The sequence below is a fragment of the Demequina globuliformis genome (assembly GCF_000975155.1).
In the GTDB taxonomy this organism is placed as follows: domain Bacteria; phylum Actinomycetota; class Actinomycetes; order Actinomycetales; family Demequinaceae; genus Demequina; species Demequina globuliformis.
In genome coordinates this window covers 14161-28222 of record NZ_BBRG01000001.1, presented here as the reverse complement: position 1 = coordinate 28222, position 14062 = coordinate 14161, and the positions used below count along the sequence as shown (strand labels likewise).

Annotated in this window: 15 protein-coding genes; 6 read left to right on the top strand and 9 right to left on the bottom strand. The window is 66.1% G+C overall.

The features are described 5' to 3' along the window. Positions 1-80 precede the first annotated feature (80 nt). The gene (locus tag AOP75_RS00140) at positions 81-977 is read right to left on the bottom strand and encodes a glucose 1-dehydrogenase (protein WP_062076379.1); all 897 of its coding nucleotides are present in this window, start codon (positions 975-977) and stop codon (positions 81-83) included. Between the two features lie 265 nt (positions 978-1242). On the opposite strand from AOP75_RS00140, the gene AOP75_RS00135 reads away from it, so the two are divergent. From AOP75_RS00135 to AOP75_RS00120, 4 genes are all read left to right on the top strand, one after another. Continuing rightward, the gene (locus AOP75_RS00135) at positions 1243-2004 is read left to right on the top strand and encodes a phosphodiester glycosidase family protein (RefSeq protein ID WP_062076378.1); all 762 of its coding nucleotides are present in this window, start codon (positions 1243-1245) and stop codon (positions 2002-2004) included. Positions 2005-2169: 165 nt separating this feature from the next. Further along, the gene (locus AOP75_RS00130; protein WP_062076377.1) at positions 2170-2505 is read left to right on the top strand and encodes a YidH family protein; all 336 of its coding nucleotides are present in this window, start codon (positions 2170-2172) and stop codon (positions 2503-2505) included. Beyond that, entirely contained in the window at positions 2502-2879 is a 378-nt protein-coding gene (locus AOP75_RS00125; RefSeq protein WP_062076376.1) for a YidH family protein, read from the top strand. Before AOP75_RS00130 ends, AOP75_RS00125 begins: the two co-directional genes overlap by 4 nt. 91 nt (positions 2880-2970) lie before the next feature. Next, a complete protein-coding gene (locus tag AOP75_RS00120) occupies positions 2971-3432 on the top strand; it encodes a hypothetical protein (protein WP_062076375.1) in 462 nt (153 codons plus the stop codon). Between the two features lie 28 nt (positions 3433-3460). Here AOP75_RS00120 and gnd read toward each other — a convergent pair whose 3' ends face one another. After that, positions 3461-4510 (bottom strand): phosphogluconate dehydrogenase (NAD(+)-dependent, decarboxylating), encoded by a 1050-nt coding sequence (gene gnd, locus AOP75_RS00115; RefSeq protein WP_174435786.1) that lies wholly within the window; start codon positions 4508-4510, stop codon positions 3461-3463. Continuing rightward, a complete protein-coding gene (gene zwf / locus AOP75_RS00110) occupies positions 4507-5952 on the bottom strand; it encodes a glucose-6-phosphate dehydrogenase (RefSeq protein WP_062076374.1) in 1446 nt (481 codons plus the stop codon). The genes gnd and zwf overlap by 4 nt, the downstream gene beginning before the upstream one ends. A gap of 256 nt (positions 5953-6208) precedes the next feature. Between zwf and tal the strand changes: the two genes are divergently transcribed. Beyond that, entirely contained in the window at positions 6209-7345 is a 1137-nt protein-coding gene (gene tal / locus AOP75_RS00105) for a transaldolase (protein WP_062076373.1), read from the top strand. On the opposite strand, the gene AOP75_RS00100 is transcribed toward tal, so the two are convergent. From AOP75_RS00100 to AOP75_RS00085, 4 genes are all read right to left on the bottom strand, one after another. Next, a complete protein-coding gene (locus tag AOP75_RS00100) occupies positions 7342-8067 on the bottom strand; it encodes a hypothetical protein (protein WP_062076372.1) in 726 nt (241 codons plus the stop codon). The two genes, tal and AOP75_RS00100, sit on opposite strands and share 4 nt — an antisense overlap. A gap of 63 nt (positions 8068-8130) precedes the next feature. Continuing rightward, the gene (locus tag AOP75_RS00095; protein ID WP_062076371.1) at positions 8131-9120 is read right to left on the bottom strand and encodes a zinc-binding alcohol dehydrogenase family protein; all 990 of its coding nucleotides are present in this window, start codon (positions 9118-9120) and stop codon (positions 8131-8133) included. Between the two features lie 28 nt (positions 9121-9148). After that, a complete protein-coding gene (locus tag AOP75_RS00090; protein ID WP_062076370.1) occupies positions 9149-9808 on the bottom strand; it encodes a hypothetical protein in 660 nt (219 codons plus the stop codon). Further along, entirely contained in the window at positions 9805-10851 is a 1047-nt protein-coding gene (locus AOP75_RS00085; RefSeq protein WP_062076369.1) for an NAD-dependent epimerase/dehydratase family protein, read from the bottom strand. Before AOP75_RS00085 ends, AOP75_RS00090 begins: the two co-directional genes overlap by 4 nt. Positions 10852-10918: 67 nt before the next feature. Between AOP75_RS00085 and AOP75_RS00080 the strand changes: the two genes are divergently transcribed. Then, positions 10919-12439, top strand: a complete 1521-nt coding sequence (locus tag AOP75_RS00080; RefSeq protein ID WP_269078799.1) for a DHA2 family efflux MFS transporter permease subunit — start codon at positions 10919-10921, stop codon at positions 12437-12439. Here AOP75_RS00080 and AOP75_RS00075 read toward each other — a convergent pair whose 3' ends face one another. After that, a complete protein-coding gene (locus AOP75_RS00075; protein ID WP_152649884.1) occupies positions 12440-12949 on the bottom strand; it encodes a GNAT family N-acetyltransferase in 510 nt (169 codons plus the stop codon). Between the two features lie 71 nt (positions 12950-13020). Next, positions 13021-14004 (bottom strand): quinone oxidoreductase family protein, encoded by a 984-nt coding sequence (locus tag AOP75_RS00070; protein WP_062076367.1) that lies wholly within the window; start codon positions 14002-14004, stop codon positions 13021-13023. Between the last annotated feature and the right edge of the window lie 58 nt (positions 14005-14062).

The window sequence follows — 14062 nt, the reverse complement described above, 5'->3', positions numbered from 1 at the left end:
TGCGGTGCTCTTCGCCAGGCACGGTGCTTCGCCGGGTGGGGTGCTTCGCCAGGCGCGGTCAGGTAGTTCCGGTCGTCCGCTTACGGGACGGGTAGGCCGCCGTTCACGTTGATGGTCTCGCCCACCACGTAACTCGATTCGGGCGAGGCGAGAAATACGTACGCCGGTGCCATCTCGACGGGCTGACCCATGCGCCCCAAAGCGGTGTTTTCGCCGAAGCCGTCGAGCTTCTCGGGCGGCTGGCCGTCGGTGACCTGCAAGGGGGTCCACACGGGCCCGGGAGCGACGGCGTTGACGCGGATTCCGTGCGGAGCCAGGTTCATGGCGAGTCCCTTGGTGAATCCATTGATGCCGGCCTTCGTGGTCGCGTAGTCCACGATGATGGGCGACGGCTTGTAGGCCTGCACGGAGGTGGTGTTGATGATGGTCGACCCTGCTGGCATGTGTGGGATGGCCTCTTGCGTCAACCACACCATGGCGTAGATGTTGGTCTTCATGGTGCGGTCGAGGTCGTCGTCGCTGATGTCCGTGAAGTCCTTGTGGTAGACCTGGTGGCCCGCATTGTTGACGAGGATGTCGATCCCGCCCAGAGCCGTCGCGGCATCGTTAACCAGAGCGCGACACGTGGCCCTGTCCTGAATGTCTCCTGGGAAGAGGTGGCAGCGCTGACCGGATTCTTCGATGATGCGTGCCACCCGCTCGGCGTCTGCGCTTTCTTCCTCGAGGAAGTTCACAGCCACGTCCGCTCCTTCGCGGGCGAAGGCGATCGCGACCGCCGCGCCAATGCCGGAGTCGCCGCCGGTGATGAGGGCCTTGCGCCCCGCGAGTCGTCCCGTGCCGCGGTAACTCGTCTCGCCGTGGTCCGCCGCCGGCGTGAGGTCGCTGTCGAGTCCTGGAAAGGGCTGCGATTGGGCTTGGCCCTTGATGTCGGAATAGCGCTCGGCCGGGTTGTCGAAGGTCAACTGATCAAATGACATGGGTGCCTCCCTGTGTTCGCGGGCGTGTCAACGGTGGTCTGACACGTGAGTCAACCCCGGCGGCTCTCCAGTGATTCCACAGCGCGGAATCTCTCTGGCGTGGACAATGTCGTGCCACAGTGGTGCCGTGCCTTGTCGCCTGATCCACTCTTACGTGCCCCGTGTCGACAGCGCCCTGCCCATGGCGCATCGGCCCATTGCCGTGTGTCTGGTGGGTGCAGCCTTGGTGACTGGGTGTGCCGGTCCGTCCACGCCGAGTCCCACGGTGACGGTCACTGACGACGGCCAGACGGCGAGTGCGGACACCGGTGGTGGCACGTGGACGCAGGCGCCCGAGGATGACTCGCCGGACCCGATTGCGGATGTCGACGCCACGGGAGTCGAGCACGCAGGCAACCGCTATCTGGTGGTGTCTCTCCCGCTGGGCGAGTTTGAGATCTCGGTCGACTGGGATGCCGAGGACCCCGGGACGATGTTGCGCGACGCGCTCGCCGCGGACCCCACGATCGCGGTGGCGACCAACGCGGGGATCTTTACCGAGCAGTTGGTCCCAGGCGGGCTGCTCGTGTCAGACGGGCAGGAACTCGTTCCCATCAACCTCAATCAGGGCGGCGGCAATTTTCACCTGATGCCCAATGCGGTCTTTGCCGTATACGACGACCACGCAGCCGTCGTCGAGAGCCACGCCTATGCGCCGGAGGGGGTGCGGGAGGCCACGCAGTCAGGCCCTGCACTGCTGCTGGACGGGGAGATCCACCATGAGTTCAATGAGGGCTCGACCAACCTCGCGGTCCGGTCTGGCGTGGGCGTGAGTCCCGATGGACAGACGGTGTACCTCGCGCAATCGTGGACACTCACGAACTTCTGGGACTTCGCCACCCTCTTTAGGGACGAGCTCGGCGTCGAAGACGCCCTCTACCTCGATGGCGATATCTCGGCGCTGTGGGTGACGGGGATGGGCGAGCCCGGTCCCCTCGACGGGCCGTACGCGGGAATCATCACCGCGCGCGCTCGCTCCTCGCAGTAGCGCTGTGGCGGCCGCGGCTTAACGGTCTGTGCGAACAGCGGGCCGATGCGTCGATGACGTTCCACGCGCCCGGTCCGGGCGGTAGCGTGTGAAAAGTGGGCGCACACGAAGGGGCCGGTAAACGGCCTTGCGCCATGTTTGCCGGTGGTGTCGAGGAGGAGATCGATGAGTCACCAGGTCACGCCGCAAGTGGCGCTTGCTAACGAGCGGACGTTCTTGGCATGGGTGCGCACGTCGCTGGCGCTGACCGCAACTGGCGCGGCGCTGGTGGCGTTGGATCCGCCGGTGCACCCTGGGTGGTTGCTTGGCTCAGGGTGCATTTTTGTTTCCCTTGGCATACTTGCGGCTGTGCAGTCGTGGCTGGGATGGCGCGCGACCAACCGCGACGCTGGCAGTGGGAACTGGACGCCAACGCTGCACGTCGGGGCCGTCATTGTGGTGGGAGTCATTGTCGCCACCCTCGTGCTAACCGTTGGCGCGTTCCTCGCGACGTCGTCATGACGCGCACCGGAGCACCCTCCCAGGGTTCCGGGCCCTTCCGGCCCCCTGACATCTTCGACATTCACACGCTGACTGTGCTCGCGTGGCGCCGCACGGCTTTGAGGATTGCGCTCATCGCCGTGGCCGGCGCTCAGCTTCTCGCTCTCGTCTATGGCCCCGCGGCGTACACGTTGGCCGTGGTGGGGCTCGTCGTGGGGCTGACGTTGCACCTGTCGGTGTCGAGGCGCTATCGCGTTGCCGCGCGCCAGATGCGCGAGGGACGGGAGCATGCTGGCCTCGGGGGTGCGAGGTTCCGCGTCGCAGTCTTGAGTGTCTTCGCCGGGATCATCGCGGTCGCCGCGCTGGCATGGATGCTCATCGAGGCCTTCGCCTAGCCCGTGAGGAGCGCCAAGCGGGGGGCAGGCACGGCTGGGATCATCCTCGCGTGGGATTCCGGGCACATGTGGGCTGTGTCAGGCTGGAGCAATGACTGAGTATCGCTCGCGGCAATGGTCCTGGCAGAACCCCGTCACGGGCGTCACGTTGCTGGCCTCGGTCGTCGTGTGCGTATGGCTGTTCTCCGCGAATGATGTGTGGACAACGGCGCCATGGCTGAGCGTTCCCACGACCGCTCTCCTTGTCGGCCTTGCCTTCATGCCGCTCACCATCACGGGATCGGCTCGGGGCGTGAGCGTGTCGCTCGCGGGTGTCTTGCGACGCGACATCGCCGCCGAGCAGATTACCGACGTCGAGCGGCGGACGTACCGACCCATCGGGGAGTTCGGTGGCTGGGGATGGCGCTATGGCCTTGGCGGCGGAGGCTCCCGCGCGTACACGACGACCGGCACCACCGCAGTGGTATTGACGCTTGTCGACGGTTCCGAGGTGTTCTTGGGCGTCGCGGATGAGCGCGCGTTGATCGACGCGCTCGCGCCAGCGAGGGCCTAGCCGACCTCAGGTCGCTGGCGACGGCGCGCTACTCACCAGTGGGCCGCTCGACATGGCCGCCAAACCCCTTGCGCATGGCTGACAGCACCTTCTCGGCGTAGATGTCGAGGTCACGTGAAGCAAAGCGGCTGTACAGCGCGGTCGTGAGCACGGGGGTGGGGACACCCTCGTCGATGGCTGCGATCGACGTCCAGCGACCCTCGCCCGAGTCCGCCACCGCGCCGGAGAACTCCTGGAGGTCGGGGTCCCGCTGCAGCGCCTCCGCGGTGAGGTCGAGTAGCCACGACCCCACAACAGAGCCGCGGCGCCAAACTTCCGCGACCTGATCGACGGGGATGTCGTACTGATAGAACTCGGGGTGAGCGAGCGGAGCGGTCTCGGCATCCGCCTGGCGCTCGAGCGAGCCGATGTTCGCATTGCGCAGGACGTTAAGGCCCTCCGCGTACGCCGCCATCAGTCCGTACTCAATGCCGTTGTGCACCATCTTCACAAAGTGGCCGGCACCGGTGGGACCGCAGTGAAGCCAACCACGCTCTGCTGGCGACACATCTCCTGATAGTCCTGGAGTACGCTCGGCGGCGTCGGCCCCAGGCGCAATGGTGTCCCAAATGGGAGCCAAGCGGTTCACGGTATCCGCTTCGCCGCCGATCATGAGGCAGAACCCGCGTTCCAGACCCCACACGCCGCCGGAGGTGCCGCAGTCGATGAGGTGAATGCCCTGATCCGCCAGCATTCGCGCGTGCGCGATGTCGTCGCGGTAGTAGCTATTGCCACCATCGATGATCGTGTCGCCGGGTTCGAGAACGTCCGCGAGATCGTTGATGACCTGTTGCGTGATGCGCCCCGCAGGGACCATAACCCAGACCGCTCGCGGCGCCTCAAGCGCAGCGACAAAGTCCTGAAGGTCGTGGGCAGGGATGGCGCCGTCGGCCGCGAGGGAGTCGATCGCCTCGGTGGAGACGTCGTGCACCGCGACCGTGTGACCGTCGCGCATGAGGCGGCGCGTGAGGCCCGCGCCCATGCGGCCCAGGCCGACCATTCCCAGTTGCTGGCGAGGGCTGTCGTCTGTCGTGGTCATCGTGCGTGTCCTCCGTTGTGTGGTGCCGAGTATGTGCGCGCGTGCGGCTGAGGGTTGTGCCACGGCCCGTCATCCCCGATGAGGCGGCCGGCCGCCTCCTCAGGGCCCCACGTGCCGGGTTGATACGGGATGGTGGCGGCGTGGTCGGTGAGTACGGCGTCGACAACCTTCCAGGCCGCTTCCACGGAGTCTTCGTGCGTGAAGAGCGCACTGTCACCTTGAAGTGCGTCCGACAAGAGGCGTTCGTAGGGCTCGCGTTCCAAGGGACTCTCCGTAGGCAACAGGAGCTCCTGCTCGTGGCCGACGAACTCCTCGCCAGGCCGTTTGACCCTCACCCCGAGGCCGATCTCTCCCTCTGGCTGCAGGCGGAACCTCAGTCGGTTGGGGTGCTGATCGGGATCCAAGGCGTCGTTGAACAGCGCCTGCGGCGGGCGCTTGAAGTTGACGACGACCTCGCCTGCAGAGGCGGCCAGGCATTTGCCAGTACGCAGGTAAAACGGTACGTCCGACCACCGCCATGAGTCGATGAACAGGCGAACGGCCGCGTACGTTTCCACGTCGGAATGCTCGGCGACGCCGTCTTCGTCGCGGTACCCCACGAACTGCCCGCGCACGTAGTCGTGCCGGGTCAGCGGCCGCATCGCCTTGAAGACGTTGGCCTTCGCTGACTGCACCGCGCCGTACCCCTGATAGGTGGGTGCCTCCATGGTGAGCAGCGCCACGATCTGAAAGAGGTGGTTCTCGACGACGTCGCGTAGCGCTCCCGCGGACTCGTAAAAGGCGCCGCGCCCACGCACGCCAAAGTCCTCGGCAAAGGTCACCTGGACGGACTCGATGTAGTTGCGGTTCCAGATTGGCTCAAACATGGCGTTGGCGAAACGGAAGTACAGGAGGTTCATGATCTCTTCCTTGCCGAGGAAGTGATCGATGCGGAAAATGGCCGACTCGTCAAAGGCATCGGTGATGACCGAGTTGAGTTCCCGAGCGGACTGGAGGTCCCTTCCGAAGGGCTTTTCCACCACCACCCGCGCATTGCGGTGCAGATCTACGCTCTTGAGCCCCTGCACTACGGTGCCGAACAGACTCGGGGGAATGGCAAGGTAATGCGTGGGGGCGCCGCATTCGCCGAGCACGTCGCGCAGGGCCGTAAACGTAGTCGGATCCTGATAGTCGCCATCGACGTACCTCAGCAGGCTCAAGAGGCGGTCGAGCGCTGCCGGATCATCGACGCCGGATGGCGTGGCATCGATCGCGTCGCGTGCGCGCTGGTGCAAGTCATCGAGCGTCCATTGCGAGTACGCCACCCCAATCACCGGCACAGTGAGGTTGCCCGACTTCACCATCTTGTACAGCGAAGGAAAGATTGACTTGCGGGCCAGGTCGCCGCTGGCGCCAAAGAACACCAAAGCGTCCGACGGGGTGTGTGGTGCAGCTCCTGCCATGGGGACTTCCTCACGTTGGAATTGTTGCGCGCACGCATGCGAGCTGTGGTCCGCGCGGTCACCTCCACACTAGGGCCACAGCAGCACGCGTGCCCGGAAGCGACATCGGGAGGCCCGGGTCTTGTGCCTGGCAGTCCGGTGAACGTCGGGTGAGGATTGTGCATCCGCCGTGCAGGTGGCGCGTGCGCGTGGAATGCTGAGCGCACTGAGGGGGTTGCCCAGGAGTACGCACCAGCCACCAACGAAGGAGGCCGCCATGTCCGCGCCTGCACCTGAGTCCACCGCTACCTCGCTCGCCGCGCTCTCCGAGGCCGGAGTGTCGATCTGGCTCGATGATCTCAGCCGCGATCGGCTTCGCAGCGGATCATTGCAGCGTGACTTGCACGCGAAGTCGATTGTGGGTGTGACGACCAACCCGTCGATCTTTGCTGCCGCAGTGTCCGGCTCCGACCAGTACGACGCGCAGATCCGCGAGCTCGCCGCCAGGTCGGTAGACGTCGAGGAGGCTGTCCGCATGGTGACGACCGCGGACGTGCGCGAGGCTTGCGACGTCCTTCGACCCGTATGGGACGCCACGAACGGTGTTGATGGTCGCGTGTCGATCGAGGTCGACCCTCGCTTTGCCCGCGACACTGAAGCGACGATCGCCGAGGCCCGTCAGTTGTGGTGGCTCGTCGACCGCCCCAACGTCATGATCAAGATTCCCGCAACCGTGGAGGGCTTGCCTGCCATACGTGCCGCCATCGCCGAGGGCATCTCGGTTAACGTCACATTGATCTTCTCCCTCGAGCGGTATCAGGCGGTCGTTGACGCCTATCTGGACGGCTTGGAGGATGCTCGCGACGCCGGGAGGGACCTCGCGTCGATCGAGTCGGTCGCGTCGTTCTTCGTCTCCAGGGTGGACGCCGAGGTGGACAAGCGCCTTGACTCGGGCGCTCCCGGCTCCCCACTTCGAGGTCGCGCGGCCGTCGCCAATGCGCGTCTCGCGTTCGCACACCACGAGCAGGTCTTGGCCTCCGACAGGTGGGTAGCGCTCGCGGAGGAAGGCGCGCACCCGCAGCGTCCGCTGTGGGCGTCGACATCGGTGAAGGATGACGCCTATCCGGACACCAAGTACGTGGATGAGCTCGTTACTCGTGGCACGGTGAACACAATGCCCGAAGGCACGATCGAGGCCTTTGCGGATCATGGCGACGTGCCCGCGAACCCGCAGGACTGGGATTCCGTGCGCGACGCCTACGACGATGCTCGCGAGACCTTCGCGCACTTGGCTGACGCGGGTGTCGACATGGCCGATGTCACTGCTCAGTTGGAAGACGAAGGTATTGCCAAGTTCGCTGACGCGTGGGATGACTTGCTCGCACGAGTCGGCGATCAACTCGCGCGGAGCTAGAACTGCGGTAGTTCGCCGCAGCGCTCCAGCGTGTAGCTGAGGACCACCGATAGTCCGGCACCGCCCGCCGCAGCCGCTGCGGTGACACCGGGGCGCATCAGCAACTCCGCCGTCGCCGTGTCGTAGTCGGCGATCGAGGAGGACTCGGCTGCGATGGTCGCTTCCGGATTCACCCAGTCGGTGAGGTACGTCGATACGTCGTCGAAGGCTGCGGTGGCCTCTGCCGCGGTGGGCGAGGAATTGGTCGGTGCAGCCGCGTCTTCCACCAGCCGTGCGGCCTGCGTCCACTGCGTGGCGACCGTGTCTGCCGCAGCACGCATGTCCGCTCCGGCCTCATTCATGGCCGAGACGCTGCCGCCGTCGTCGGCCATCCCGGTCTCAGTCGACTTGCGGTCGGTCGCGTCGAGTAGCGCGCCCATGGCCTCCGCGCCCGCCAGAGCAGGCGCGCAATACGGGTCGGTCGTGATCGAACCCACGTCACCGGCCCCAGCCTCAGCGGTGCCCTCGCCTGGGACGGAAGGCTCTGGGGCATCGGCCGCCTCTGCGGACGCACTGCTGCGTGGGGCCGCAGAGGCGCCTGTGTGCGTGGGCTGGGCCGATGCCTCGCCGGTCTCCGCCGGCGCCGAGGCCGCGGAGGTGACGTCCGTCGGGGTGCTTGAGGTGGTGCACGCGGCGAGCGTCATCGCCGCCAGCGTCAAGACAAGGGCCCGAGTAGCGCGCATGTCATGAGCATGGCATACCTGGGCATACGCCTCCACTAGCGTCCGGACTGGGCGCCCGAGTCGCTACCGGTGGACGACCACTTTGCCAATCATGGAGTGGGACTCGACGAGCCGGTGGGCCTCTCGCATTCCCTCGGCCGTGAAGTCGTGGATCGCGGTCGTCAAGGTGGAGCGGACAGCACCGGCGTCAACGAGGTCGGCGACCTCTGCGAGGATGCGGCCCTGTTGGGCCATGTCCCATGTCTCGTAGCGCGACCTGGCGAACATGTATCCCCAGTGGAAACCGACGGCTTTGGGAAAGAGCGGCAGAAGATCGAGATTGCCGCCATCGATCGACACGATCTGCCCAAACGGGCGCAGCAACTCACCGTATGCCTCGATGTTTCCCGGGGTGTAGCTCGAAAACACGTAATCGACGGGCGCAGGGTGGACGGCCTTCACCGCTGCGGCGAGGTCGTGATGGGACACGACGTGGTCCGCCCCCATGTCGCGGCACCACTGCTCCGAGTCGGGCCGCGAAGCCGTCGCGATCACCGTCAACGATGTGACCGCCTTGGCAAGCTGGGTCAGGATCGATCCCACTCCGCCGGCGCCACCCACCATGAGCAGTGTCCCCGAGTCTTCGCGGCTGAGCCGCATGGAGTCGAACATGCCTTCCCACGCGGTGAGCGCCGTGAGCGGAAGTGCCGCGGCTTCCGCAAACGTCAAGGACGTGGGCTTGCGGGCCACGATGCGATAGTCCACCGCCTCATACTCTGCGTTGGCGCCTGCGCGTCCCGCGTCGCCGGCCCACCAGACCTCGTCGCCGACCTCAAAGCCCTGCACCTGGTCGCCCATCGCGGTCACGGTCCCAGCGCCGTCGAACCCAAAGATGCGAGGCGGTCCGTCAGCTTTCACGCGCATGCGGCGCTGGGTGTCCGTGGGGTTGACGGACGTAGCCTCCACGCGTACCACGAGGTCCGTGGCGCGTGGGTCCGGCTCGGGGATGTCGATGTCCCGGAATGCGAGCGGATCGTCGACAGGGCGAGCGTCGAGTGCAGCGATGGCGTGCATTGGTTCCTCCTTTGTGAGGTGGGGGCTGTCAGTGCGTTGAGCGTGCTCCGGTGTGTTCGGCGTCGAGGCGCGCAGCGGCGCGCTGAGCCGTAGCGATGGCGTCCCGCCAGCCCACTCCAGCAGAACACAAGGTTTGGGCCATGGCCACGCGGCGCCAGTCCGTTGAGAGTTCTGGACGCTGAGAGGCCATCCGCACGGTGTTCCACGTCGCCTGCTCAACCATCCACGCCAAGGCGGCCTCAGGAAGGTCGTTGCGGACCGTACCGTCGTCCATTCCGCGCCGTAGCGCGTCGATGAGGGTGGCGCGCAAGGGTGCGAGCTCGCGTTCAACCTCGGAGCGATACCGGCCTGTCGATGCAAGGTGGGTGAGGTGCAGCACGCCCTCCTGGTCCTCCCACACGCGGCCAATCAGCATGGCGATTTGTTCCGGGGGAGTGCCGTCGTCAAGGAATGCCGACTGCCCCACGCGGTGCGCTCCGCGCAGCACCGTGTGCTTGATCAACCCGGCGCGGTCACCGACCACGCGTGCGGCCTCGCGGGTGTCCACGCCAGCGGTGCTCGCGATGGCCGCAAGACTCGCGTCTTTATCGCGGCCGAGTACCCGCACCGCCGCATCCATGAGGGCGCGTCGCACCTGCGCGTCACGCTGCGGATCTGTGGCGTGTGAGCGCCGGCGGAAGATGCTCACGCGCCAGCCTCCGCAAGGGCACGCCGATAGATCGCACTCAGGCGGTCAAACATCGCGTTCGCGTCGTCATCGACCTCTTGGCGTCCCTGGTCGGCCTCGAACCATTCCACGCACTCGTTGATTCCCTCGGCAAACGACGTGTGCGCCTGCCATCCTGGGACGAGGTCTTTGATCCGGGTGGTGTCGTAGACCGCAGGGTGCATCTTGTCGCCGTAGATGGATCCGGTTTGGTGCGGTGCCGCGGCGACCATGGCATCAGAGGGCACGCTGATGCGCTGGCGTTCCCACTGCTCGGCAGTGAGGCCCGCCGCGCGCGCGATGGTTGCGTAGATTGCGTTCCACGTGAGCGCCTCATCCGAGGTGATGTGGACGGCCTCGCCCAATGCCCTCGCATTCCCCATGAGTCCCGCGATGCCAGCGGCGACGTCGCGCGCATGGGTGAGTGTCCACAGCGCCGTTCCGTCACCTGGCACCGGAATGTCCGCGCCGCGCCGCATACGATCGACGATCGTCCACGGCAGGCGAGAGTTGCCCGTGTATGCCGGAATCTTGGAAGGGCCATAGGTGTGTGCGGGTCGCACGATGGTCCATGGCAGGCCCGCCGCGTCAGCACGTTCGCGCAGCACCTGTTCCGCCTGGGCCTTGAGGCGGGCGTACTCCCAATAGTCGTTGCGTTGTGGGTCCCCCTCGCTCAACGCATGGAACCGGTCAAAGGTGGCGTAGCTCGCCGAGGTGGCGATCAGCATGTACTGCTGCGTCAGCGGCGCGAAGGTCTCAATGTCCTGAGCCACATGCTCGGGCGTAAACGCGACACTTTGTAGCACCGCGTCAAAGCTCTCGCCGCGCAAGCGGGGCCCGCGCAGGGCGGCGCGCAGTGCGTCTGGGGCGGTCGCGTCAGCAGTGATGGTGTGGGCGCCTGCTGGGGCCGATGCCGTGGTTGAGCGGCCGCGGGTGATCAGGGTGAGATCGTGGCCTGCTCGTGCGAGAGTGTGAGCCACTTCCGAGGAGATGAGGCCCGTGCCTCCGACAATGAGGATGCGCATTCCATCAGCGTAACGGCGCGGCGTGCGCGCGCACCATGGCGCGCGCGTCCCGGTCTACTGTGGGCTGGTGACGACTCACCGTAGTCCCTGGCCCGCGCTGTGGGCGCTTGTGCTGGGGTTTTTCATGATTTTGGTGGACACGACCATCGTGTCGATTGCGAATCCCACCATCCAGTCGGACCTGGGCGCCACGACCACCCAAGTCATCTGGGTCACTAGTGCATACCTGCTTAGCTACGCCGTGCCGTTGCTCATCACTGGGCGGCTCGGCGACCGGTTCGGTCCGCGTCGTGTGTACCTCATTGGCCTGTCGACCTTTACCCTCGCCTCTCTCGCGTGCGGGCTCGCGGAGACACTGCCAGGCTCTCCCATCGCCAACCTGATCGCTGCGCGCGCGGTTCAGGGCCTAGGGGCGGCGATGATGACGCCGCAAACGATGGCCGTCATCACACGCACGTTCCCCGCGCACCGGCGCGGGCCGGCGATGGCGCTGTGGGGTGCGGTGGCCGGCATCGCGACGCTGGTGGGCCCGCTTCTTGGGGGCGTATTGGTCGATTCGCTGGGGTGGGAGTGGATCTTCATCGTGAATGTGCCCGTCGGGATCGTCGCGTTCGTGCTCGCGTGGCGCTTGGTGCCATCGCTGGAGACGCATTCACATCAATTCGACTGGTGGGGAGTGGTGCTCTCAGCCGTCGGTATGTTCTTGCTGGTGTTCGCGGTTCAGGAGGGGCAAACGTACGCGTGGGCGCCCTGGATTTGGGTCATGATCGCGACGGGCCTCGCGGTGCTGGCAGTGTTTGTGTGGTGGCAGCGTCGCAACACGGGGGAGCCGCTCGTGCCCTTGGGGTTGTTTAAGGAGCGCAATTTTGCTGTCGCGTCCACGGCCATCAGTGCCGTCGGCTTCGCTACCACCGCGATGTTCATCCCGCTGGTGTACTTCTACCAGGTCGCGCTGGGGATGACGCCCACCGAGTCAGCCCTGATGTCGGTTCCGACCGCGGTCGCCTCGATCGCGCTCGCGCCGCTGGCGGGCAAACTCACCGACCGCGTTCACCCTCGCTACCTCGTGGTGCCCGCCATGAGCATCAATGCGCTCGCGACCCTGTCCTACCTGTGGCTGATGACACCGCAGACGCCCCTCGTGGTGCTGTTGATTCCTCCACTCATGATCGGGATCGCGAGTTCGTTCATGTGGGGTCCGCTGTCCTCCACCGCGACCCGCGGTTTGCCAACGAGCGCGGCGGGGGCGGGGGCCGGCGTCTACAACACCACGCGCCAGGTCGGTGCCGTGATGGGTTCGGCAGCGATCGCCACTGTCATGGTGTCGCGGGTGAGTGCGGAACTGTCAGAGTTCGGCAACGGTGCTCCCACGGTCGGTGGTGAAGCCGTGGCGGGCTCCCTGACGCAGGGCCCACTCCCGGATGCCGTCCTCGAGAGCTTCTCAACGGCGATGGCACAGACTCTGGTACTGCCGGCACTCGTCATGGCGGCTGGGGCCGTGCTCGCCTGGCAATTCGTCATGCCTCGACAACTGTTGCCCCGGACCGCGGCTGTGGAAGGCGACGAACGCGTCGCTCCCGGAGCGTAGTTAGAAGACGCCGTCGACCGCGCGCGACAGCATGGCGACGCGCACGGTGTTGCCCTTGGTTTCCTGTTCGCCAATTTGACGAAAGCCCAGCCGCTCGTGGAACGCCATCGAGCGCGGGTTCGCCGGGCGCAGATTGACCTCCGCATTCACTTCAGTGGCGCTGCGCTCGCGGGCACGCTCGAACACGGACTCGTACATCGCGCGGCCCACACCGGTACCGCGAGCGGGACCCGCGACCACAATGCGGTCGATGTACTGGTGGCGCACGCGACGTTGTTCGAACCAGCGATAGTTCTCGGAGTCGTAGTCCTGGCCGCCGGCGAGCGACAGCAGGAACGCGATGATGTCGCCGTCGCGATTCGCGGCGATGAGCGCCACGTCGCACATGTCCCTCAACTGGGTGAGGGAGTCGCGGTCCAGCTCGTTGACCGCCGGCGCTGCTTCATTGTTGAGGCGCAGCACGGTGTCGAGGTCCGCGGGTCGCATGACCCTCAGTCGCAGGTTCTGCATGACGCCATTGTGCCGCGCCGATGTGTCCACGACGTGTCGGCCTCGCGTCTCGTGGGTTGCGACGCGTCGCGTCAGGGCAGGAGGAGTACCTTGCCCATGGTGGTGCGCGCCTCAAGTGCGGCGTGCGCTGCGGCAGCCTCTGCCAAGGAGTAGGTGACGCCGATCCTGACGTTGAGTTCTCCAGCCGCGACCGCCGAGAACAGCTCGCCGGCTCGCCACGCGCGTTCCTCCTGCGAAGCGAGGTAGTGCCCCAAAGACGGTCGCGTCACCCAAAGCGACCCGGCCGCGTTGAGGCGCTGGAGGTCGAATGCCGGCACCTGTCCTGATGCCCCGCCAAACAGCACCAACGTGCCCCGTGGGGCGAGTGAGGCAAGTGAGCCGTCGAAGGTGGAGGCGCCCACGCCGTCGTATACGACGTCGACTCCTGTCCCGCCAGTAAGTTCCCTGATAGCGCTCGGGAGCTCTCGGGAAAGATCGGTCATCTTGTCGTACCGCACCACGTCGGAGGCCCCCGCTTCGCGGGACAGGTGTTCCTTGTCATCGCTTGAGACGGTGGTGATGACCCTCGCGCCGCGCGCCACCGCGAGTTGCGTGAGGAGGAGACCCACACCGCCAGCGCCCGCATGAACGAGCGCGACATGACCGGACTGGAGAGGAAACGTCGAGGCGCTGAGGTAGTGGGCGGTGAGGCCCTGAAGCATCAGCGCCGCAGCAGTGGGGAGTGCAATCCCGGCAGGCACGTGGAAACAGTCCTCGGCACCGATGACTACCTGCTCGGCGTACGAGCCTGCGCCGGCACACCAGGCGACGCGGTCACCCACGGCGAACCCCGTGACCTCGGGGCCGACCGCTGTCACCGTCCCCGCTCCTTCGAGGCCAGGAGTGAAGGGCGTCGGGACGGGGTAGACGCCGCTGCGTTGGTATGTGTCAATGAAGTTGACGCCAGCGGCGGTGACGGCCACAGTGACCTGACCCGCGGCCGGGGTGGGGTCTGGGACCTCCCGGAGCGTCAGGACTTCTGGACTGCCGTGGGCGGACGCGATGATGGCCAGCATTCGTTCATCGTGACATGCGGTGGCGCTACCCCGCGCCACGCCGGCCTGGGCACGGGGC